We start from the raw sequence: 23,415 nt of genomic DNA, 5'->3' as shown, positions 1-23,415 counted from the left end.
AATTCCAGGCCATATCGCAGCAGGGTTGGTAATACGGGAGCGGCAGGGGCGATGCAAGGTTCCTGCGCCCGGCGGCATCGGGCCAAAATGGCCGGCGTCGAGCGCTTCCGTCGGGCCGGGGCCGATTTACATTGGCCGCGGTTTCTATAGAAGGCTCCCGAGGGGTCCAGGCGACATGTATGTGATCGGAATCAGCTCGGGGATCAAGCACGGGCATCACGACGGTGCAGCGGTTTTGCTGCACGACGGGGAGCTGATCGCTGCTGCCGAGGAGGAGCGCTTCACGCTGGCCAAACATGCGCGCGGCGAGCTGCCGCGCGGGGCGATCGGCTTCTGCCTGAAGCAGGCCGGCATCACCATGCGCGACGTCGACTGGATCTGCTCGCCGCTGAAGACCTACACCAACTACACGCAGCGTCTCACCGAGTATTTCAAGTATCAGTTCGGCCACAGCCCGAAGATCGAGCTCTACGACCATCACCTCTGTCATGCCGCGAGCTCGTTCTACGGCTCCGGTTTCTCGGAGGCGACCGTAGCCTGCTTCGACTTCTCGGGCGATTCCAGCTCCGGTCTCGTCGCCCATGCGCGCGGCAACGACTTCCGCGTGCTGACGCGGTTCGGCCGCAACAACAGTCTCGGGCTCTATTACGGGATGCTGACGCAGTATCTCGGCTATCAGATGACCAATGACGAGTACAAGGTCATGGGCCTGTCGTCCTATGGCAGCCCGGACTATCTCGACAAGTTCGCCAAGCTGCTGCGTCCGAACGGCATCAATTACGAGCTCGATCCCGAGCTCGACAAGCGCAGGCGCGACGCCGAGATCTTCACCAGTGATTTCTCGACGCGGCAGGAGCGCATCTTCACCGAGAAGATGGAGGAGATTCTGGGCCCGCGGCGGTTGCGCGGTCAGCCGCTCGATCAGCGGTTGACCAACATCGCCGCAAGCGGCCAGAAGCAGCTCGAGATCGTCACCACCGAGGTGATCCGCACAGCGATTGCCGAGACCGGCTCCGGTGATGTCTGCATCGCCGGCGGCGTCGGGCTGAACTGCAAGATGAACATGGAGATTGCGGCCGAGCCGTCCGTCAAGCGTCTCTACGTTCCGCCGGTGCCGCATGATGCCGGCGTGGCGCTCGGCGCCGCGATGATGAAATGCGCGGAGGCGGGCCACGCCATCGCACCGCTGACGCACGCCTATTGGGGACCGGAATATTCCAACGACACGATCCGGGAGATGCTGGACAAGATCGGCGCGCGGTTCGAGCTGCTCGACGATCCCGTGTCGCGCTGCGTCACCGATTTGACCGAGCAGAAGACGGTCGGCTGGTTCCAGGGGCGGATGGAGTATGGCCCGCGCGCGCTCGGCAACCGCTCGATCCTGGCCGATCCCAGGCATGCGGGCATGAAGGACCGCATCAACCTCACCATCAAATATCGCGAGGAATTCCGCCCGTTCTGTCCGTCCGTGCTGTACGAAAGTCAGGCCGAGTATTTCGAGGACACGTTCGACGCGCCCTTCATGGTGGTGACGTTCCCGGTCAATCAGAAGGTTGCCGAGACCATGCCCGCGGTGGTCCACGTCGACAACACCGCACGCATCCAGAGCGTCCATGCGGACAGCAACCCGCTCTATAGCCGCCTGATCGGCGAGTTCGCGAAGGCGACCTCGTTGCCGGTTCTGATCAACACCAGCCTCAACATCAACGAGCAGCCGACGGTGAACGCACCGCTGGAGGCGCTGCACACCTATTTCTGCTCGGGGCTGGACGTCTTGTATCTCGGTAACTATCGGCTCTCGAAGTCGAGCTGAGACTAGCGTTCGTCCGCAATCACCTTGCCGTCGTTCGGCAGCGCGCCGGGATTGACGAACTCGACGCTTCCGCCGAGTTTCGTCACGGCGCGCAAGCTGGTCGCAATTTCCTCGCGCAGGGCGTCACTCGTGGCCGCCGTTTCCGCCTTCAGCGTCATTGCGTCGGTCTCGCCCTGCCGTGTGACGACGAGGCGCAGTCTTCCGAGCGCAGAATGACGCTTGCCGATCTCGGCGATCTGCTCTGGACGGATGAACATGCCCTTGACCTTGGTGGTCTGGTCGGCGCGGCCCATCCAACCCTTGATGCGCATGTTGGTGCGGCCGCACTTGCTTGGGCCCGGCAGCGCTGCGGTGAGGTCGCCGAGGGCGAGCCGGATCCAGGGATGGTGCGGATCGAGTGACGTCACCACGATCTCGCCGACGTCGCCCGGCGCTACGGGATCGCCGGTGCCGGGCTTGACGATCTCCATGATCAGATCCTCGTTCACGACCATGCCCTCGCGCGCCTCGGTCTCGAACGCGATGAGGCCGAGATCGGCGGTGCCGAAGGCCTGGTAGGCATCGATGCCGCGCGCCTTGATCTCGGCCTGCAGCGAGGGCGGGAACGCCGCCCCGGAAACCAGTGCGCGCTTGATCGAGGAGACGTCCCGTCCCGAACTCGCTGCGGCATCGAGCAATATCTTCAGGAAGTCCGGCGTGCCGCTGTAACCGACCGGGCGGTAGGCCTCGATCAGCTCGAATTGCTGTTCGGTGTTGCCGGGCCCTGCCGGGATCACGGCGCAGCCGAGCGCGCGCGCTGAGGCATCGAAAATGAAGCCGCCGGGGGTGAGATGGTAGCTGAAGGTGTTGAGGACGATGTCATCGGGTCGGAACCCGGCCGCGAACAACGCCCTTGCGCCGCGCCAGGGATCGGCCTGCCGCCCCTCCGGTTCGAAAATGGGCCCTGGGGAGGTGAAGAGGCGGGCAAACGACCCCGGCGCCGACGCCACGAAGCCTCCGAAGGGCGCCGAGGCCTTGTGCAGGGCGGGCAGTTCCGACTTGCGCAATACCGGCAGGCCCGCCAGCGCCTCCCGGGAGGTCACGGCGGCGGGATCGAGACCTCTCAGCCGCTCGGCATAGGCCGGGGCGGCCATCGCGGCTCGCAGCACCTCCGGCAGGCGGGAGAACAGATCGGCCTCGCGGGCGGCTTGTTCGCGCGTCTCGCGGGCATCGTAGTGGGCGGTCATGGCTGTTCTTTCCGTGTTGGCATCCGTTGCGCGCCGCCGCTGGCGTGGGTATCAGACGGCGATCGGCGAGGCCTGGAGAGGACGCGATGGCGGACGAAGGAATCATTGCGGCGGAGGAGGCGACGGACGTCGTCGCGCGCCTGAAGCGCCGCATGATCGAGGAGGCGCTGCCGCTGTGGTCGACCGTCGGTTGGGATCCTGCCGCAGGCGGCTTCATCGACCGGCTGCACCGCGACGGAGCCGCGGATGCGGCCGCGCCACGGCGCGTGTTCGTGCAGGCCCGGCAGATCTATTGCTACGCGAAGGCCGCGCAAATGGGCTGGTACCCTGAGGGCCGCGCCATCGCGCTGAAGGGGCTGGAGCATCTGCTCAGCAAAGCCAAAGCGCCCGACGGCCGGCCGGGCTATGTGCACCGGCTGACGCCGGAAGGGACGGTGCTGGACGGCCGGCGCGATGCCTACGACCACGCCTTCATCCTGTTTGCGCTCGCGACCGTCTACACGCTCGACCAGGACGCGCAGGTTCGTGCCGAGATCGACGCGCTGCTCGCTTTCCTCGACAGCCATCTCCGCTCGCCGCATGGAGGCGTGCACGAAGGCCTTCCGGCGTCGCTGCCGCGCCGGCAGAACCCGCACATGCATCTGTTCGAGGCGATGATCGCGTGTTTCGACGCGACCCACGACCTGTCGTTCCAGAACCGTGCGGGCGAGTTCTTCGCGCTGTTCCTGGCCAATCTCTACGACAAGCAGAAGCGCATCCTGACCGAGTATTTCGAGGAAGACTGGTCGAAGATCGAGCCGGTCAGCGTCGAGCCGGGCCACCAGGCGGAATGGGTCTGGCTGCTGAAGGGGTTCGAGCGCATCACGGGATGCCCGACCGGTCAGCGCCGTGCCGAGTTGCTTGCGACCTCGATGCGCTATCGCGACGAGGCCACGGGCTGCCTGGTCGACGAAGGCGACGACATCGGCAATATCCGCCGCAGCGCGCGCCGGCTGTGGCCGCAGACCGAGATCGCGAAGGCGTGGATCGCGCAGGCCGAATCCGGCGAGGCGGGCGCGGCGGACGAGGCGCGCGCGGCGCTGGTGCGGCTCGAACGGCATTATCTCAGCCATCCCGTGAGGGGCGGCTGGTACGACCAGTTCGATCGCGACGGCAAATCGCTGATCGACACCATTCCTGCGTCGTCGTTCTATCATGTTCTCTGCGCGGTCACGGAAGCGGAGCAGGTGCTCGAACCCTAAAAGCTCAGAGCCAGCGCTTGCGCCGCTTGAAGCTCTTGAGGTTCTTGAAGCTCTTGCGCTGGTCGCCGGCTCCGCCGAGGTAGAATTCCTTGACGTCCTCGTTGTCGCGCAATTCGTCGGCGGTGCCGTCGAGCACGACCTTGCCCTGCTCCATGATGTAGCCGTGGCTCGCCACCGACAGCGCGGCGCGGGCGTTCTGCTCGACGAGGAGGATGGTGACGCCGAGGTCGCGGTTGATCTTCTGGATGATGGAGAACACCTCTTTCACCAGCAGCGGCGACAGGCCCATCGACGGCTCGTCCATCAGGATCATCTTCGGGCGCGCCATCAGCGCGCGGCCGATCGCGAGCATCTGCTGCTCGCCGCCGGAGAGATAGCCGGCAAGGCCGGTGCGTTCCTTCAGGCGCGGGAAATAGTTGAAGACCATGTCGAGATCGGCATCGACCTCGCGGTCCCTGCGGGTGAAGGCGCCGAGCTTGAGGTTCTCCAGCGAGGTCATGTCGGCGACGATGCGCCGGCCCTCCATCACCTGGAAGATGCCGCGGCGGACGATCTTGTCGGGGTCGATGCCGTTGATCCGCTCATTATCGAACACGATTTCGCCGCGTGTGACCTCGCCGTCCTCGGTCTTGAGCAGCCCTGAGATCGCCTTCAACGTCGTCGATTTGCCGGCGCCGTTGGCGCCCAGCAGCGCCACGATCGCACCCTTGGGTACGTCGAGGCTGAGGCCGCGCAGCACCAGGATGACGTCGTCATAGACCACTTCGATGTTGCGCACTGCGAGCAGGGCGGCGGGCGGCACGGCGGTCGGCTTGCTGCGGGATGCTTCGAGGGTGTCGGTCATGCGTCTTCATTCTCCGCTGTCGTCAGAGCTTCTTCCGTCATTCCGGGGCGGTCCGCAGGACCGAACCCGGAATCTCGAGGTTCTCAGGTGCGCAATTGCGCACCATAGTTCGCCTCTTCGAGGCGCCCCGGAACGACGGTCAGATCAGGCGCTCACCAGCCCAGCAATTCCGGTTTGCGCGGCAGCTCGACGGTCTTGACCTTCTCGAGCTTGATCGTGCCCTTGGCCATGAGGTCGTTGAGGTCGCCGTCGGTCGCGCCAGAAACCTTGGTGCGATAGAGATCGACCTTCAGCGTGCCGCGATGGTCCTTGTCGGTCCAGGTCGAGGGATTGCAGACGCCTTCCATGCCGGCCGGCACCCAATCCTTCTTCTGGTAGAAGCCCTTGGCGACGTTGTCTCCGGTAGCGCCGCCGTTCTTGGCAGCCCAGTCGATCGCCTCCTTCATGTACAGCGCAGAGCAGACCGCCGCGACGTAGTGCACGGGACGGTAGACCTTGCCGCTGGCGTCGGACATCTTCGAGATCTCCATCAGCGTCTTCATGCCGGGCGCGTCGCCACCCCAGCTCACCGCGGTGCGCAAGGGGAAGATGACGCCGTTAGCGGCATCTCCGGCCGTCTTGGCGGCGTTCTCGTCCATGCCCCAGACATTCCCCATGAACTGGATCTCGACGCCGGCGGTCTTGCAGGCCTTCATCACCGAGATGTTGGACGCCGCGGTGTTGCCGAGATAGGCGTAGTTGGCGCCCGAGGATTTCAGGCTCAGGCACTGCGCGCTGTAGTCGCCCGGCGCGAGCGCGAACACCAGCGGCGGCAGCACCTCGAAGCCGAGCTCCTGCGCCATCGCTTCACCGGCGGCCTTCGGCGCGTTCGGATAGGGATGGTTGGCGCCCATGTGCACGAATTTCGGCTTGCCGGACTTGCCTTTGGCCTTCCAGTCCTCGGCCGCCCACATCAGCATCGCGCGCAGCGAGTCCGAATAGCTCGGGCCGTAGAAGAAATTGTAAGGAGCGGGCTTGGCCTTGCCGCTGACGCCTTCGGGATCGGTGAGGGCGGCAGCATAGGAGCCGGACATATCGGGGATCTTGTCCTGAGCGAGGAAGCCGGTCAGCGCCTCGGTGTCGGCGGTGCCCCAACCCATGATCGCGGCGACCTTGCTGTCCGGCGCCGACCACTTCTTGTAGAGCGCGATCGCGCGCGGCACCTGGTAGCCATAGTCGTTGGTGTCGACGTTGAGCTGCTTGCCGCCGACGCCGCCGTTCTTGTTGACCCAGGCGAAGGTGTCGGCGACGGCCTGGCCATAGGGCGTGCCGACGTCGGAGGTGCCGCCGGAATAGTCGGCGAGGTGCCCGATCGCGATCTGCGCCTGTGCGCCGGCCGAGAATGCGGCGATCGCGACGGCGAGCGATGCGGTGCTCAAAAGGGATTTCATCGTCATGGGTCGGTTCCTCCTGTTTATTGTTTAAGTGAAGTTGCCCGCGCTCAATGCGAGAACGGGTAGAGTTTCCAATACGCCTTGATCTGCCGCCAGCGATGCGCGAGCCCGTCGGGTTCGAACATCAGGAAGGCGATGATGATCACCCCGATCGCGATTTCGCGCAGGAAGGTGATGTTGGTGTTGAGTGACAGCGCCTTGTCGATCGCGCCGCCCTTCAAATAATGGCTGATGAACTCCATCCCTTCGGGCAGCAGCACCACGAAGGCGGTGCCCATCAGCGTGCCCATGATCGAGCCGGTACCGCCGATGATGATCATGGCCAGGAACAGGATCGAGCGCTCGATGCCGAAGCCTTCCTGCGACACCACGAGCTGGTAGTGCGCGTAGAGCGCGCCGGCGATGCCGGCGAAGAAGGCGGCGAGCCCGAACGATAGCGTACGGTATTTGGTGAGGTTGATGCCCATGATCTCGGCAGAGAGATAATGGTCGCGGATCGCCACCAGCGCACGGCCGTCGCGGGTGCGCATCAGGTTGGTGACGAGGATGTAGCTGAGCAGCACATAGGCCAGCACGACGTAGAAATACTGTTTGTCGCCGCGCAGTGTGTAGCCGAAGATCGAGAACGGGTTGGCGCTCGCCGGCACCGAGCCGCCGGTGAACCATTCGGCGCGGGAGAAGAAGTCGAGCAGGATATACTGCGCGGCCAGCGTCGCGATGACGAGATAGAGCCCCTTCAGCCTCGCCGCAGGGATGCCGAAGATCAGGCCGACCAGCGCGGTGACGACGCCGGCGAGCGGGATCGCGAAGAACACCGGGATCGGCGCGTTGTTGGAGATGTAAGCCGAGGTGAAAGCGCCGAGCAGGAAGAAGGCGGCATGCCCGATCGAGATCTGGCCGGTGAAGCCGACCAGGATGTTCAGCCCGAGCGCCGCGATCGAGAAGATGCCGATCTGGATCAGGATGCTGAGCCAGTATCCGCTGAAGAATTGCGGCGCGAGGCATAGCAACAGCACGCCTGCGATGGCGAAGTTGCGGCTGGTCGTGGTCGGGAAGATCGTGGTGTCGGCCGCATAAGAGGTGCGGAAATCACCAGCAGGAATGAGGGCAGGGCCGGCCATGGGTCAGATCCGCTCGATGTCGTGGGTGCCGAACAGCCCGTAGGGCTTGATCATCAGCACGATGATGAGGACGTAGAACGGCGCGATCTCGTAGAGATTGCCCCAGTGCAGGTACTCGCTGTCGACATATTGTGCGACGTTCTCGAGCAGGCCGATGATGATGCCGCCGAGCACGGCGCCGCCGACGGAGTCGAGTCCGCCGAGGATCGCCGCCGGAAACACCTTGATGCCGTAGGCGGCAAGGCCCGAGGACACGCCGTTCACGACCGCAACGACGACGCCCGCGACCGCCGACACCGTCGCCGAGATCGCCCAGGCCATCGCGAACACGCTCTTCACGGAAATGCCGAGCGATTGCGCGACCTGCTGGTTGAATGCGGTGGCGCGCATCGCAAGGCCGTATTTGGAGGCACGGAAGAACCAGGCCATGCCGATCATCATGGCGACGGAGACCACCAGGCTCATGACATAGACGGTCTGGATCTGTAAGCCCAGCAAGCTGACCGACTGGCTCTCGAACACGCGCGGGAACGGCTGCGGATTGACGCCGAACATCCATTTCAGCGTTGCCTGGAGCACGGTGGAGAGGCCGATCGTCACCATGATCACGGAAATGATGGGCTCGCCGATCATCGGCCGCAGGATCAGGACCTGGACCGCGATGCCGAACACGAACATGAACACGAGCGTCATCGGCATGCCGATCCAGAACGGCACCTGATATTTGGCGAGCAGAGCCCAGCACACCCAGGCGCCGACCAGCAGCAATTCACCTTGCGCGAAGTTGACGACCTGCGTCGCCTTGTAGATCAGCACGAACGACATCGCGACCACGCCATAGAGCGTGCCGACCACGAGGCCATTGACCAGGAGCTGGATGAGGAAGGCGGTGTTCATGTATGGTGGACCTTTCGCCTCTCCCCGCGCGCGGGGAGAGGCCGACGCGCAAAGCGCGGCGGGTGAGGGGGAGCTTCCGCATGCGAGGTGCTGATGAGGGCAAGACGGAGCGCGCCAGGCATTTGCGTGCCGCCTTGACTGCTGCGGAGGGGACGCTCTGGTATCGCTTCCGTGCACGCCGGCTCAACGGTTACAAATTCGTTCGGCAGGAGCCGATTGGCCCATACACTGTCGACTTCATTTGCCGCGAGGCCCGGCTGATTATTGAAGTTGACGGTGGCCAACACGCCGACAGTGCGCACGACGCGGTGCGGGACAAATGGCTGATCGACCGAAACTATCGAATTCTGCGGTTCTGGAACAACGACGTTTCGAGCAATTTGGTCGGCGTTCTCGAAACAATTGTCACTGCCCTCGCGGAGGCTCCCCCTCACCCGGATCGCTGACGCGCTCCGGCCTCTCCCCGCAAGCGGGGAGAGGCGAAGGGCAGCACCGCTCGCGACGGTAGACCGTGTCACTCCGCCGCCTCCGCCATGTGCCCGGGTCCGCCGAGATCCACCACACGCAGTGTCGTCCGCACCCGCTGCGTGGTGCCGTCCTGGAAGCGGATCACGGTGTCGACGGGGATGTCGGCATCGCCGCGGTAGATGGCATCGATGATGCCTTCGTATTTCTCGTTGATGACGCTGCGCCGCACCTTTCGCGTGCGGGTGAGCTCGCCGTCGTCGGCGTCGAGCTCCTTGTAGAGCAGCAGGAAGCGCGAGATGCGCTGCGCCGGCGGCAGCGTGGCGTTGACGGTCTCGACTTCCTTGCGGAGCAGCGCATAGACCTCGGGGCGCGAGGCGAGGTCGCTGTAGGTCGTGAACGAGAGCCGGTTCTTCTCCGCCCATTTCGAGATGATGGAGTAGCGGATGCAGATCATCGCCGCGAGCGCATCACGGCCGGCCCCGAGCACCACGGCTTCGGCGATATAGGGCGAGAACTTCAGCTTGTTCTCGATGAACTGCGGCGAAAAGCGTTCGCCGCGCGAGGTCTCGGCGAGATCCTTGATGCGGTCGATGACGACGAGCTGCTGGTTCGCGTTGAAATAGCCGGCGTCGCCCGACAACATCCAGCCGTCCTTGATGTCGGCGACGCTGGCCTCGGGATTCTTGTAGTAGCCGAGGAACATGTTGGGATGCCGCACCACGATCTCGCCGACGCCATGGACGTCGGCATTGTCGATGCGGATCTCGACTTTGTCGGACATCGGCACGCCCGTGGTGTCGGGATCGACCTTGCCCTCGGGATGCAGCGTATAGGCCCCCAGCAGCTCGGTCTGGCCGTACAGGGTGCGCAGCGGCACGCCCATGGCCTGGAAGAACTTGAAGGTCTCGGGCCCGAGCGCCGCGCCGCCGGTCGCGGCCGAGCGCAGCCGGGTGAAACCGAGGCGATCGCGCAGCGCGCGGAACAGGATGGCGTCGGCAAGGCCCGAGCGCTTGCCGTGTTCGAGCGCGGCGAGGCCGCTCTTCATGCCAACGTCGAACAGGCGCTGCTTGAGAGGCGTCGCGTCCATCACCTTGGCGCGGACGTCGGCGGCGATGGATTCCCAAACCCTTGGGGCAAAGAGCACGAATGTCGGCGCGATCTCGCGCAGATCGTTCATCATCGTGTCGGGCTCTTCGACGAAGTTGATCTTCATCCGGCAGAGCAGGCCTTTGCCGAGCACGTAGACTTGCTCCATGATCCACGGCAGCGGCAGCACCGAGACGTATTCGTCGTCCGGGCCCTTGGGGTCGAAGGCGAGATAAGTCGCACAATGGCCGAGCACGCGTCCGGCGGCGAGCATGGCGAGCTTGGGATGGGACGTGGTGCCAGACGTCGTGCAGAGGATCGCGACGTCCTCGCCCTTGGTTGCATCGACCAGCCTGTCGTAGAGCTCCGGCTCCCGCGCGGCACGGGCCCGGCCGAGTTCGGCAAACCTCTCCGCCGACATCAGCCTGGGATCGTCGTATTTCCGCATCCCGCGCGGATCGGAATAGATGATGTGCTTCAGCTTCGGCGCGCGGTCGGCGAGGGTGAGCAGCTTGTCGACCTGCTCCTCGTCCTCGGCGAAGACGAGCTGCGCCTCGCCATAGTTGAGGAGATAGGAAGCCTCCTCGTCCAGCACGTCGCGATAAAGTCCGAGGCTGAGGCCGCCGATGGCGTGCGTCGCCACTTCCGCCGCCACCCAGTCCGGCCGGTTGTCGCCGATGATGCCGATGACGTCGCCGCGGCCAAGGCCCATTTCGAGAAGACCGAGCGCAAAGTCGCGCACGCGGGTCTGGTAGTCGCTCCAGGTGAACAGCCGCCAGAGCCCGAGATCCTTCTCGCGCAATGCGATCTCGTTGCCATGCTCCTTCGCATTGAGCCGGAGCATCTTCGGATAGGTGTCGGCCTGTGCGACGCGGCCTGCGTAATCCATCATGCCGCGCTCTCCTGAGCGGGTGCAGCGTCATCCGGATCGACCAGCACCTCGTCTTCTTCACCAAGATAGGCCCGCCTGACGTGGGGATCGGCGAGCACCGTCGCCGGATCGCCTTCGGCGATCTTCTTGCCGAAATCCAGCACCATGACGCGGTGGGAGATGTCCATCACCACGCCCATGTCGTGCTCGATCATCACCACCGTCATCCCGAATTCCTCGTTGAGATCGACGATGTAGCGGGCCATGTCCTCCTTCTCCTCGAAGTTCATGCCGGCCATCGGCTCGTCGAGGAGAATGAGACGCGGCTCCAGCGCCATGGCACGGGCGAGCTCCACGCGCTTGCGCAGGCCGTAGGAGAGGGTGCCGGCTTGCGCCTTCCGCACCGACTGCAGGTCGAGGAAGTCTATGATCTCCTCGACCTTGCGGCGGTGCTCGAGCTCCTCCTTGCGCGCGCCGGTGAGCCAGTACAGCGAGCCTGTGAGGAAATTGTTCTTCAGGAGGTGATGGCGCCCGACCATGATGTTGTCGAGCACGCTCATGTGGTGGAACAGCGCCAGGTTCTGGAAGGTGCGGCCGATGCCGAGCGAGGCGCGGGCGTTCGGCGTCAGGGCCGTGATGTCGCGGCCCTGGTAGTACAGCTGGCCTTCGGTCGGCTTGTAGCGGCCGGAAATACAGTTCACGATCGAGGTCTTGCCGGCGCCGTTGGGGCCGATGATCGAGAACAGCTCGCCCTCCCTGATGGAGAAGCCGACGTCGGTCAGCGCCCGGACGCCGCCGAATCGCAAGGACACGTCGCGCACTTCAAGACTGGTAGCCACCAAACGAAACCCTCCCGGTGATGGCGCTTTTTAGTGGCGCTCTTCGTCCGTTCCTGCCCAGCGATCCTAGTACGGTGGTGCCGGTGAGGCCATGCAGCAGATGGTCTCGACCGGAGCCGCGCCACTCTCGTTCCCGTCAGGGATCAAAAGCCGCATCGTCCGAGGTGGTCCTCAATAGGGGAAAGCGCTATTTTGAAATGTCTCGCGGCTGACAATTCTGCGACAAAGTTTGCCGGGCGGCGGCGGCCTTCATCTTTCGTCGGATGGCGGTTGGAATCATCATGCTGCAATGCAGCAGAAGATGGAGTGACGAAACGGTGCGGCTGGCCGCGAGATCATGATTTCAGAAGATCAACTGAAGCGCGTCGCCGCCTGGTCGCGCGAGCTCACGCAAGCGGAGATCGAGGTCGCGCGCGCCGGAATCACGGAGCGGTCCTACGGCACCGGCGAGACCGTGTTCATGCGCGGTGATATTTTTGCCTATTGGGCCGGCATGGTGGGCGGCCTTGCCCGCATGGGCGGGGTCTCCAGGGACGGCAAGGAGACCAGCCTCGCCGGGCTGACGGCGGGGGCCTGGTTCGGCGAGGGCAGTGTGCTCAAGAACGAGCCGCGCCGCTATGACGTGGTCGCGCTGCGCGACAGCCGCGTCGCGCTGATGGAACGCAGCGCCTTCATGTGGCTGTTCGAGAACAGCGTCGGCTTCAACCGCTTTCTGGTGCGCCAGCTCAACGAACGGCTCGGCCAGTTCATCGGCATGCTCGAGGTCAACCGCACGCTGGATGCCACCGCGCGCCTCGCCCGCAGCATCGCCTCACTGTTCAATCCGATCCTCTATCCGGAATCGACCGCTCATCTGGAGATCACCCAGGAGGAGATCGGTGCGCTCTCCGGCATGTCCCGCCAGAACGCCAACCGCGCGCTGAACCGGCTGGAGAAGGAGGGACTGCTGCGGCTCGAATATGGGGGCGTCACCATCCTCGATATCGAGCGGCTGCGCGGCTATGGGGATTAGGCGCGGTCATCGCGCATTGGCGGGTGCATGGACCGGCCAGAGGTCGGCGCGCCAGCGGATGGCGATCGCCAGCATCGCGATGAAGCCGGCGGCGGCATAGAGCGAGCCTGTCGCGGAATAACCAATGATGTCGATCAGGCTGCCGGCCGCGAGCAATCCGATCGGCAGGCCGTAGATCACCATCATGCGCACGCCCATCACGCGGCCGCGAAGGTGTGCGCTCGCGGTGCGCATCAGGATCACGGCCGCCGAGATCATCGACATGCTCTGGGCGATGCCGGCGAGCATGAGGCAGGCCATCGCCACCGGCATGGTCCTGACCTCGACGAATACCAGCAGCATGGCGTACCAGGCCAGCGTCGCGCCGATCAGAAGCCGGGCAATGCGCAGTCCGCCGACCAGGCTGAGCGTGATGGAGCCGATCAGCGAGCCGACCGCAAAGCTCGCCGAGAGGTAACCGAGGCCGGTCTGGTCGGTATGAAAGATCTCCCGGGCGATGTAGGGCAGCAATCCGCCAGTGAAGGGAAATGCGGTGAGATTGGCCAGGAAGGCGACGCACAGCGCCGCACGCATTCCCGGGCCACTCCAGGCGTAAACGATCCCTTCCTTCAGATCGCCGAGCAGCCGCGAGACGGCATGGCTATTCGCCGGAAGATCGCTCGTGATGACGGTCCTCTTGGGCCGGGTCAGGCACAGCATGAGAAGCGCGGCCACGAAGTAGAGACAGGCAATCGCCACGTAAACGAGGCCAATGCCGAGGACGGCGAACAGCCCGGCGCCCGTCAACGCTCCGGCGATGCGCGCGCTGTCCTGGGTCGTGCGCGCAACGCTGATGGCGCCCACCAGCTGCTCGGCCGGCATGATCTCGGCGAGCAGCGCGCCGCGGACGCCGAGATCCGAGGGGCGAATCAGGCCCATGACCGCGACGATGATCATGACGCTCAGCGGCGACAGATGACCGGTCAGCGCCAGAACCATGATGGTTGACGAGAGCACAGTATAGGCAAGACGCATCGCGACCAGAAGATCGCGATGACCCATCCGGTCGCCGATCATGCCGAACACCGGCCCGACCAAGGTCCCGACGAATTGGAGCGAGGCAAGCACGGTGAGCAGCAGCACCGAGCCGGTCTCGACCAGGATGTACCAGCCCAGCACCAGCGTCTCGATCTCGAACGCCCAGGATGTGAGCAGGTCGGACGGCCACTGGAAGCGATAGTTGCGGATGCGGAATGGCGCGAGCGCCGACGGCCGCGCGGCTGCGCTCAAGACGCGATGACGCGTGTCACGGCGAATCCCTTGCCTTGTTGTTTCTTCTTTCCGATCAGCAACGTAGCGTTGGCGACGCGCGTGTCAATCGGACCGGCCGCATGCTGCCATGCATGGCTGCATCAGCACGTCCGCTGCAGGCGCGTGACCGGTCCGTGCGAATGTCTTCCCCTGGTTTCTGCGATCGGTTCGTCCATGGACGCAGGAGGCGGTCATAGTGTCTTCATCGTGCTGTGGCCCAACAGGTCGCGGGCGCGGGGAATCGGAGCGATCGCAGCATGTGGGTACGGTGGCCGAGGTTTGCCGCGCAGTCTTTTTGTTTTGTACTTCTCGTAAGCGTCATGGTCTCGCCGGGGCAGGCGGGGCCGCAAGACATGTTGGCGCTGATGCAGCGCATTACGGCGCTGGCGAAGGAGGGCCGCTACGGCGAGGCGGTCGGCTTGGCCAGGAAGCTCGTCGTTGAGGCCGAGAAAAGCACGGGGCGACAATCGCCCCTGACCGCGACCACGCTGGTCGTGCTGGGGCAGGCGCTCCAGACGAAAGGCGAGACCACCGAGGCCGAAAGCGTGCTGAGGCGGGCCCTCGTCATTCGCGAGAAGAGCCTTGGTCTCAATCATCCCGATGTCGCAGCCGTGCTCGCCACGCTGGGCCAGATCGAGCTCGGCCAGAACAGGCTCGGCGATGCCGAACGCGACATGTCGCGCGCGATCGCCATCGACGAGAGCGTGCTGGGCCCTGACCATCTCACCACGGCGCTGGCGCGGATGCAGCTCGGCAATCTCCGTCACCGCCAGATGAAGGAGACGGAGGCGCTCGATCTGTTCAACCGTGCGCTCGTGGTGTTCAGGAAGTCTCCGGGACAGGCCGACATCATGATCCCGGTGACCTTGAACAACATCGCGGAGGTCAATCGGGCGCAAGGCCGGTTACAGCAGGCCGAGGCGAGTTTTGCCGAAGCGCTTGTGCTTCAGGAGAAGCAGCATGGCCCGGACAGCATCTATCTGACAGCGACCCTCAACAATCTCGGCGAGCTCCGCCGTGCGCAGGGACGGCTTCCGGAGGCCGAGCAATTGGCCCGACGGACTTTGGCTATCAGGGAGAAGGCGCTCGGACCTGATCATCCCGATGTCGCCGCGAGCCTCAACAATCTGGCCCTGGTGTTCTCGCGCGAGGGCCGGGACGCCGAGGCCGAGGGGCTGCTGACCCGCGCACTCGCCATTCAGGAGAAGGCCGTCGGGATAGCGCATCCGAACGTGGCGACGGCATTGAACAACCTTGCGGAGGCCTGGGCCCATCTCGATCGCAAGCAGGAGGCGGAGCAGCTGTTCCGCAAGTCGATGGCGATCCGTGAGACGGCGCTCGGGCCGGCGCATCTGGATGTCGCGATCGCGCTTGACAATCGGGTGACGCTGATGAGCGAGGCCGATCGTTACGCCGAGGCCGAACCGTTCGCGCGCCGGTCGCTTGCGATACGCGAGGCCGCGCTCGGGGGTTCTCACCCGCTGATCGCCAACAGTCTCAACAATCTGGCCGTCATTCTGGACAGCACCGGCCGGCCGCAGGAGGCCGAGCCGCTGCTGAAGCGCGCGCTGGATATCCGCCTGCGCGCTCTCGGCGAGCAGCATCCGGATGTTGCCAACAGCTTCGCCAATCTCGGCGCCCATCATATCGATTTGAAGGATTGGCAGCAGGCCCGCGACGCGTTCGCGCGCGCGGTCGCGATCCAGAACGGCCGCCGCGCCGCCGAGCAGGAGAGCCGCGGCGATGTGAAGGTCCATGAAGAGACCAATCCCTATCCCGGACTGATCGTAGCCGCATATAACCTCGCGAACGCCAATGCGGGGCAGGCCGGCGCCTTGCAATCGGAGGCGTTCGAAGCGGCGCAATGGATCGGTGACGAGCAGGCTGCGCGGGCGATTGCCGGCATGTCGGCCCGCATCGCCGATGGCAGCGGGGATCTCGCCGCGCGCGTCCGCGAGCGGCAGGATCTCGGCGCGCAAGCTGTCGCGACCGACAAGATGCTCGTGGCGGCGATCTCGCAGGCGGATGCTGCGCGCAACCCGGCGGCGGAGCAGGCGCTTCGTGCCCGAGCCTCGGCCATCTCAGGTCAAATCCGGGAACTGGATCGCTCAATCGCTGCGCAGTTTCCGGACTATGCAGCGCTCGTAACGAAGGCGCCGATTGCGATCGAGGATGCCCAGCAGCAGCTTCGTCCCAACGAGGCGATGTTGCTGTTCACGACGACGTCACGCGCCACCTTCGTCTGGACCGTGACGCGCTCGGACGTGCGCTGGCATTCGGCGGATCTCGGCGAAAAGCAAATCGCTGAGGCCGCCGGTGCCTTGCGCTGCGGTCTGGATACGGATGCATGGCTGGACAAGGCGACCACATGTCCGCAGAAGCTCGGCCGCAAGGCCCCGCTTGGGGCGGACGAGCGATTGCCGTTCGACCAGGAGCGCGCCTTTGCGCTCTACCAGGCGCTGCTCGGGCCTGTCGCGCGCGACATCGATGGCAAGGAGCTGATCCTGGTGCCGTCGGGACCGCTGGCGACGCTGCCCTTTCAGGTCTTGCTGACCGAGAAGCCGGCTGCCGGCCAGGACCTCGCGAAGGCGCCCTGGCTGGTCCAGCGATTTGCCACCACAGTGCTGCCTTCAGTCTCCAGCCTCAAGGCATTGCGGCAGGTCGCACGCAAGAGCGCGGCGTCGAAACCCTTTCTCGGCATCGGCAATCCCGTGCTCGACGGCGATGGCCGCAGCGATGTCGCGATGGCGCGTGCCAAGCTGGCGCGCCAGATTCAGACCTGCGCCGTCCTCCCGACGCAGGCGACCCAGGTCGCACAACGGAGCTTGCGCGCCGTGGACGCGCTGTCGGGCGGCACCGCGGACATCGTGCAGCTCAGGCGGCAGATGCCGCTGCCGGAAACTGCGCTCGAACTGTGCGCGGTGGCCAGCACCTTCACGCCCGTCAAAGGCGACGTCGTCCTCGCTGGCGACGCCTCCGAGACCAGGATGAAGACGCTCGGCCAAAGCGGCGATCTCGCGAAGTATCGCATCCTGCATTTTGCGACGCATGGCGCGCTTGCGGGCCAGGTGCGCGGCTCGATCGAGCCCGGACTGATCCTCAGCCCGCCAGCGGCGCCGACGTCCACCGATGACGGCTATCTCTCGTCGTCGGAGATATCCGGCCTCAAGCTCGATGCCGATTGGGTGATCCTGTCGGCCTGCAACACTGCTGGCGGGCAGGCCGCCAATTCGGAGGCCTTCTCCGGTCTTGCGCGGGCCTTCTTCTATGCTGGCACGCGCGCGCTGCTGGTGTCGCACTGGGCGGTGAACTCCGACGCCGCGGTCGCCATCACCACCGGCACGATCGACGCCATGAAGACGCATCCCGATATCGGCCGAGCAGAGGCGCTGCGTCGCTCGATCTCGGCACTGATCACCAAGGGCGGCGAGAGCGCGCAGCCCGCAACTTGGGCGCCCTTCGTGCTGGTGGGGGCCGGCGCCATCTAGCGGTTCAGCGCGCCGCCGCGCGCTGAACCGGCTGTTTGCGGGGATGAGTGAAGCGGCGCTCGCGGCCGTTAATCAACCACCGCTTGCTCTTCCTGCACGACGAGCCCATGCTTGTCAGGTCGCTGGGCCCATCCGACAGGTCCAGTAGACCGCGTCATCGCGGCTTCCGCGGGGTCTTGACCCATGAACTGCTCTTGCTGCGGTTCCGAGGTTCAGAGCGGCTTTGCCTTCTGCCCGAAGTGCGGCACGAAGCAGCCGAACGCGTGCCCCGGCTGCGGCTATGCATGCGCTCCGGATTTCACGTATTGCCCGAAATGCGGCGCCCTCGTCAGTGAACCCCCCAAAGCCGGGGGACAGGCGCAGCCGGGCCGGTCGACAGCGCCGGTCAGAGCGTCGTCACCGCCGCTGGCGCCGGTGGTCGACCCTCACCAGGCTTTTCGACCGCAGCCAGACAGGATGGACAACGAAGCCAACCGCCGCACCATTACCGTGCTGTTTGCCGATCTCAGCGGCTTCACCGCGATGAGCGAGCGCCTCGACCCCGAGGTCATGCAGGCCCTTCAGAACGAATTGTTCGAGGAGCTGACGGAAGCGGTGCAAGGCTTTGGCGGCTTCGTGGACAAATTCATCGGCGATGCGCTGCTGGCGCTGTTCGGCGCGCCAGCAGCGCACGAGGACGATCCGGAGCGGGCGGTCCGTGCTGCACTCGACATGATCAAGCGGACGGAGCAGCTCAGCGAGCGCGCGAAGGTCTATGCCGGCGCACCGCTGCTGCTCCACATCGGCATCAATACCGGGCACGTGGTTGCGGGCGGACTGGGTGTGGGCGTTGCCAAGTCCTATTCGGTAACGGGCGACACGGTGAATACCGCGCAGCGATTGCAGTCGATGGCGCCGCCGGACGAAGTGCTGGTCGGGCCCTTGACCTACCGCCTGACCCGGCATGCGTTCTCGTATGAATCGCTCGGCGAGGTCTCGCTCAAGGGCAAGATGGGCAGTGTCCTGGTCCATCGTCTCAAGGGACCGCTCGACACGCCGCGTGCGGCGCGAGGCCTCGACACGCTGGGCCTCAGTGCGCCGCTGATCGGCCGCGACGTCGAGCTTGCCCGCATGATCGGCAGTCTCGATCGCGCGTGCGGCGGTGCGGCGCAACTGGTGCGGCTGGTCGGCGAAGCGGGCATCGGCAAAACGCGCCTGGTGAACGAATTCGTCGCCCGCATCCGCGATGAGGAGCGCTTCGCAGGTGTGGCGATCCGGCAGGCCGCCTGCTCGCCCCTCGGCGAACAATCCTACGGCACGCTCGCCGCGGTGCTGCGCAGCGCCTATGGGATCGCGCAGAAGGCCAGCGCCGCGGCGGCTGAGGCCAGGCTGGCTGAGGCCCTGTCGGAGCTTGGCCTTCCGGCCGAAGAGGCAGAGCGGCTGATGCCGCTCTATGTCCATGTCCTTGGCCTCGGCGGCCCGGACGCCGCATTGCAGCACGTCGAGCCCGAACAGCTCCGGCGGCAGATATTCTTTGCGATCCGGACCGTCTTCGAACGGCGCCTGGCCTTGTCACCGCTTCTGATCATCGTCGAGGATCTGCACTGGGCCGATGCCGTCTCCCTCGAGGCGCTGCGGTTCCTGATGGACCGGCTGGAGCGCACGCGGTTGATGCTGTTGTTTACGCATCGGCCAATGCTGGAGCTGGATCAGTTCGGTTCGGGCCGGATCAGCCACACGACCCTTCGATTGCTTCCGCTCGGTGACGCCGACGGACAGAACCTGCTGGCGGCTTATTTCAGTCACGGTTGGCGCGAGCCGCCGGGAAATCTGTTCAGTCGAATCCTGGAGCGCGCGAGCGGCAATCCGCTTTTCCTCGAGGAAATCATCCGCGGTCTCATCGAGGCCGGCGCCTTGGAGCGTGACGGCCCGCAGTGGCGGATAAAGTCGGATGAGGCCGCCGCCGACATCCCGGCAAGCATTCAGGCGCTATTGCTGGCGCGGCTGGACCGGCTGCCGCATGAGGTGCGCCGGCTGGCCCAGGAGGCCGCGGTGATCGGCCCGCGCTTCGACGCGGCTCTGCTCGGTGCGACGGCAACCGGGCCGGCGAAGGTCGAAGTGGGCCTCGAACTTCTGTGCGACGCCGAGATTGTCGAGGAGGTTGCGGGCGCAAACTCGATCTCGCTGCGATCCTACCGTTTCACGCAGACCATGCTGCAGGACGTGATCTATCAAAACCTGCTCTTGCAGCGGCGGATCGAGCTCCATGGACGGATTGGTGCCGCGCTGGAGCGGCTCTATGGCAGCGAGCCCGAACGGCTCGAGGACCTCATCCTGCTGGGCCATCATTTCAGCCTGAGCGCGCACAAGTCGAAAGGCGCCCGCCATCTGCGCGCGGCCGGCGATCGCGCACGCGCGACCTATGCCAATGACGATGCCATCCGTCTCTACCAGCAGGCCCTCGCCATGTTGTTGACCGGCGGCGAATGCGTGCCGGAGCGCCTGCTTCTGTACGAGCGGATCGCGGACCTCTGCGCCGCGGCGGGCCGCCGCAACACGGCCGAGGAGCACTACCAGAGCGCGCTGGAGGGGCACCGCGCCGAAAAGGACCGCATTGGCGAAGCGCGAATCCTTCGCAAGCTTGGCAGGTTGTTGTGGGACGCCGGCAAGCGGATCAACGCAGAGAGGCATTACGCCGAGGCGGCTGACCTGCTTGGAGGGACCGATGCGCCGATCGAGCGGGCGCACCTCTTGCAAGAGCGCGGCCGTCTCGCGTTTCGCATGGGCGATCACGTGGCCGCCGCGACATGGGCGGACGAGGCGCTTGGCTACGCCCGATCCGTCCCGGCGGACGCGGACGAGCAGGCCGGACTCGAGGCGGCGCGCGCCATTGCCGAGGCTCTCAATACCAAGGCGGTTGCGCTGGCACGGCTTGGGCGACACCAGGATGCGGTGTGCGAAGTGGAGCAAAGTGTCGCGGCGGCCGAGGCCGCCGGCCTTCTCAATGTGGCCTGCCGCGGCTACACCAATCTCAGCGTGCTCTACACGATTGTCGACCCGGCGCAAGCCATTGATGTATGTCGGCGCGGACTGGATGTCGCGCATCGTATTGGCGATCTCGGGTTCCAGGCGCGTCTTCTCGCCAATTTCGCCGTTGCCTGTTGCACCTTCACGGACAAATGCACCGAGGAAGGGGTGCCGGCTGCCGAAAAGGCAATCGAGATCGACCGTGCGCTCGATCAGCGCGAGCATCTCCCCGTGCCCCTGATCGTGCTCGGGCAAATCCATCAATGCCATTTCCGGCCCGATCAGGCCGCCCGCTGCTACAATGAGGCGATCAAGGTCGCGAGCGAAACCGGCGAGCCGCAGCAGCTTTTTCCGTGCTATGATGGTCTCGCGACGCTGAACCTTGATCGTGGCGACATGCCCGAGGCCGAGCGGTATTTCGCGCTGGCCGATGACGTCTGCACCAGGCACGGGCTTGATCCCGCCGGACTGATTGTACTGCCATTTCTTGACTAGGTCATGTGAAGGAGTTCAACCATGCCAGAACGTCATGTCGATGGACCGCTGCAACCGGGTGATCGCGCACCGAACATCGTGCTGGATGCCATCACCCGCGAAGGGAAGATCGCGCTCGATGATTTTCGCGGGCAAAGTCCGATATTGGTCGGCCTGTTTCGAGGCCTGCACTGCCCGTTCTGCCGCCGCCATATCGCGGCCCAGGCGCAGCTTGACGCGGCCCTGCGCGACAAGGGCGTTGAAAGTCTGACGGTCGTCAATACGCCGATCGAGCGCGCTCGGCTCTACTTCCGTTATCACCCGTTGCCCAATCTGCTTGCCGCGTCCGATCCCGAGCGGGTCTCGCACCGCGCGTTCGGCCTGCCCAATCTCGAGTTCACCGAGAAGGAAACCGAGTGGCCGCGCAAGGTGGGCATGGATGTGGTCATGGGCATGCAAGTTGACATTCCCGGAGAATTGCCCGGGCCGATGAATCGTTTGGCAGCCGCCGAGCAGCTCAACAACAAGGATGGCTACGAGATGATGGAGGCCGATCAGCGCATGGCTGCAACCGGCCAGGGCCAGCTATTCGGCCAGTTCCTGCTCGATCGGGAAGGGGTCGTGCGCTGGGCCTTTACAGAAGTTCCGGAAGGCGGCCAGCGCATGTTCGGGATGCCGAGCCCGGGTGAGTTGATGTCGGCGGCTTCGCAGGTGGCGGGCTAGACATCGTCGCGCGGTTGGCGTGGTGCTCTCGACCGCAGCAGGCACGAGCCGGTGCGCTCGAGGTGGTGCCGCCGTTTTCGCGCCCACGCCTGCGCGTGACGAACGATTAATCCGAGCGCACTTAATCCGAGCGCACAATGACCGACATTCAGGAAAGGCTCCTCGAAAGCAAGATGACCGAGATCGAGCGGGCCCGATCCTGGAGCCCCCGCGTGATCTCCAAATTCGAAACGCTCATCAGGAGCGGTGACGATCTATCGCTCTACCGCGTCAATCCGCTGGCATTCGCGCGCGACCGCGCCATTGCAGAGCCGGAAAGCATTGACCTGTTTCTCTATGCGACGAGAAGCGGGCTATTCGAGATGAGCTGGGATGTTGTTTGTCCCCAATCCGGGATGGTGCTCGATAGCTTCGGCGCCTTGCGCACGCTCAAGACCCACTATGTTTGTGGTTTGTGCGACGTCACTGGCGAAACCGATCTCGACGACTTCATAGAGGTCACGTTTACGGTGTCGCCCCAGCTTCGGCGGCTTCCGTTTCACGATCCTGCCTCCCTCTCGGTCGAGGATTTCCATTGGAAGCTTCGATTTCTGAATGACGCGCGGATACCTGGCCAACAAATCCGATTTCTCGACTATTTGCATGCGTTCGTTCGCGGCCTTTCGTTCTTGCCGCCAGGCTCCGCCACGACCATTCGTTGCGAACTCGGTCCCGGCGCTCTGGCGGGGGTCAATATTCAAACCCAGGCTGCGTTCGCCGTTGCGGTGGCCGGCGAGCCGACAACCTCGCCGACAATCTTGCGAGTTGGATACGATGGGCAGCGCTTTTCCCCCTCGCTGGCCGCCGTGCCGCCCGGCCCCGTCATTGTCGAGGCGGAGAACCGCGGATCCACGCGAGGCTCCCTGCTCCTGATCAACTGGCCGCCTGAGGTTTTGGCTCAAGCGATCAAGCCGCCGCTTGATTTCGAGCCCTACATGTCCGGCGGGATGTTGCTCGCGAGACAGACGTTTCGCCGCCTGTTCCGGTCAGAACGCGTGGACGAAAGGGAGGGCCTGGGAATCCGGCAGGTGACCCTGCTGTTCACGGATCTCAAAGGTTCGACCGCCATGTACGAACGGCTCGGCGATCTCAATGCCTATGCGCTGGTCCGCGAACATTTTGCTTTGCTCGGTGCGACCGTTCAGGAACATTCCGGTGCCATCGTCAAGACGATCGGCGATGCAGTCATGGCGGTCTTCTCTCGCCCGACAGACGCGATCTCGGCGGCGCTCCACATATTGGGGGAAATCGAACGCTACAATTCCGACCACGGCGATCCGAGCATCATCCTGAAGATTGGAGCCCATTGCGGCCCCTCCATCGCCGTGACCCTGAACGACAATCTGGATTATTTCGGCCAGACCGTAAATGTTGCCGCGCGTGTCCAGTCGCTGGCGGATGCGGGCGAGATTTGTATCTCGGAGGCGCTGTATTCGGCGCCGGGAGTGAGCGATCTCCTTTCCGGGCATGCAATCGCGGTGTTTGAAGCTCCTCTTCGCGGCGTTGAAGGAAATGCCAGCGTGTATCGTGTCGTGCCCGGGTAG

General features: G+C 64.7%; 16 protein-coding genes. 8 read left to right on the top strand and 8 right to left on the bottom strand.

Translation table 11 applies throughout. The annotated features are described in order from the left end of the window. Positions 1-175: 175 nt before the first annotated feature. Positions 176-1,813 carry a carbamoyltransferase family protein gene (locus XI03_RS37285; protein WP_271594912.1) on the top strand — a complete coding sequence of 546 codons (1,638 nt, stop codon included), beginning with the start codon at positions 176-178 and terminating at the stop codon, positions 1,811-1,813. A gap of 2 nt (positions 1,814-1,815) precedes the next feature. On the opposite strand, the gene XI03_RS37280 is transcribed toward XI03_RS37285, so the two are convergent. Beyond that, positions 1,816-3,039, bottom strand: coding sequence for a phenylacetate--CoA ligase family protein (locus XI03_RS37280; RefSeq protein WP_028143369.1), 1,224 nt, complete (start codon positions 3,037-3,039; stop codon positions 1,816-1,818). Between the two features lie 86 nt (positions 3,040-3,125). Between XI03_RS37280 and XI03_RS37275 the strand changes: the two genes are divergently transcribed. Continuing rightward, positions 3,126-4,280 carry an AGE family epimerase/isomerase gene (locus tag XI03_RS37275; RefSeq protein WP_271594911.1) on the top strand — a complete coding sequence of 385 codons (1,155 nt, stop codon included), beginning with the start codon at positions 3,126-3,128 and terminating at the stop codon, positions 4,278-4,280. A 4-nt stretch (positions 4,281-4,284) separates the two neighbouring features. On the opposite strand, the gene XI03_RS37270 is transcribed toward XI03_RS37275, so the two are convergent. The 4 genes from XI03_RS37270 to XI03_RS37255 form a co-directional block, all read right to left on the bottom strand. After that, positions 4,285-5,124 (bottom strand): ABC transporter ATP-binding protein, encoded by an 840-nt coding sequence (locus XI03_RS37270; protein WP_028143367.1) that lies wholly within the window; start codon positions 5,122-5,124, stop codon positions 4,285-4,287. 152 nt (positions 5,125-5,276) lie between these two features. Then, a complete protein-coding gene (locus tag XI03_RS37265; RefSeq protein WP_028143366.1) occupies positions 5,277-6,560 on the bottom strand; it encodes an ABC transporter substrate-binding protein in 1,284 nt (427 codons plus the stop codon). A 44-nt stretch (positions 6,561-6,604) separates the two neighbouring features. Beyond that, entirely contained in the window at positions 6,605-7,678 is a 1,074-nt protein-coding gene (locus XI03_RS37260) for a branched-chain amino acid ABC transporter permease (protein WP_018317429.1), read from the bottom strand. Between the two features lie 3 nt (positions 7,679-7,681). Further along, complete coding sequence (locus tag XI03_RS37255) at positions 7,682-8,575, bottom strand: branched-chain amino acid ABC transporter permease (protein ID WP_018317428.1); 894 nt, start codon at positions 8,573-8,575, stop codon at positions 7,682-7,684. Between the two features lie 80 nt (positions 8,576-8,655). On the opposite strand from XI03_RS37255, the gene XI03_RS37250 reads away from it, so the two are divergent. Further along, complete coding sequence (locus XI03_RS37250; RefSeq protein ID WP_271594910.1) at positions 8,656-9,021, top strand: endonuclease domain-containing protein; 366 nt, start codon at positions 8,656-8,658, stop codon at positions 9,019-9,021. A gap of 68 nt (positions 9,022-9,089) precedes the next feature. Here the strand turns inward: XI03_RS37250 and XI03_RS37245 are convergent, their stop codons facing one another. Both XI03_RS37245 and XI03_RS37240 read right to left on the bottom strand, forming a co-directional pair. Then, on the bottom strand, positions 9,090-11,021 hold the full coding sequence (locus tag XI03_RS37245) for a long-chain fatty acid--CoA ligase (RefSeq protein ID WP_271594909.1): 1,932 nt from the start codon (positions 11,019-11,021) through the stop codon (positions 9,090-9,092). Further along, a complete protein-coding gene (locus XI03_RS37240; RefSeq protein ID WP_095425735.1) occupies positions 11,018-11,839 on the bottom strand; it encodes an ABC transporter ATP-binding protein in 822 nt (273 codons plus the stop codon). The genes XI03_RS37245 and XI03_RS37240 overlap by 4 nt, the downstream gene beginning before the upstream one ends. A gap of 337 nt (positions 11,840-12,176) precedes the next feature. On the opposite strand from XI03_RS37240, the gene XI03_RS37235 reads away from it, so the two are divergent. Next, the gene (locus XI03_RS37235; protein WP_038949013.1) at positions 12,177-12,851 is read left to right on the top strand and encodes a Crp/Fnr family transcriptional regulator; all 675 of its coding nucleotides are present in this window, start codon (positions 12,177-12,179) and stop codon (positions 12,849-12,851) included. Between the two features lie 6 nt (positions 12,852-12,857). Here XI03_RS37235 and XI03_RS37230 read toward each other — a convergent pair whose 3' ends face one another. Then, a complete protein-coding gene (locus XI03_RS37230; protein ID WP_271594908.1) occupies positions 12,858-14,120 on the bottom strand; it encodes an MFS transporter in 1,263 nt (420 codons plus the stop codon). A gap of 374 nt (positions 14,121-14,494) precedes the next feature. Between XI03_RS37230 and XI03_RS37225 the strand changes: the two genes are divergently transcribed. The 4 genes from XI03_RS37225 (at position 14,495) to XI03_RS37210 (ending at position 23,415) form a co-directional block, all read left to right on the top strand. Further along, positions 14,495-17,629 (top strand): CHAT domain-containing tetratricopeptide repeat protein, encoded by a 3,135-nt coding sequence (locus XI03_RS37225; RefSeq protein WP_271594907.1) that lies wholly within the window; start codon positions 14,495-14,497, stop codon positions 17,627-17,629. Between the two features lie 183 nt (positions 17,630-17,812). Beyond that, entirely contained in the window at positions 17,813-21,130 is a 3,318-nt protein-coding gene (locus tag XI03_RS37220; RefSeq protein ID WP_271594906.1) for an adenylate/guanylate cyclase domain-containing protein, read from the top strand. A gap of 21 nt (positions 21,131-21,151) precedes the next feature. Next, positions 21,152-21,832 (top strand): redoxin domain-containing protein, encoded by a 681-nt coding sequence (locus XI03_RS37215; protein ID WP_028143358.1) that lies wholly within the window; start codon positions 21,152-21,154, stop codon positions 21,830-21,832. Between the two features lie 137 nt (positions 21,833-21,969). Then, positions 21,970-23,415 carry an adenylate/guanylate cyclase domain-containing protein gene (locus tag XI03_RS37210; protein WP_028143357.1) on the top strand — a complete coding sequence of 482 codons (1,446 nt, stop codon included), beginning with the start codon at positions 21,970-21,972 and terminating at the stop codon, positions 23,413-23,415.

Origin of the sequence: Bradyrhizobium sp. CCBAU 65884, from assembly GCF_028128835.1 — a bacterium.
GTDB lineage: Bacteria > Pseudomonadota > Alphaproteobacteria > Rhizobiales > Xanthobacteraceae > Bradyrhizobium > Bradyrhizobium ottawaense.
This window is presented reverse-complemented; position numbering and strand designations above follow the sequence as displayed.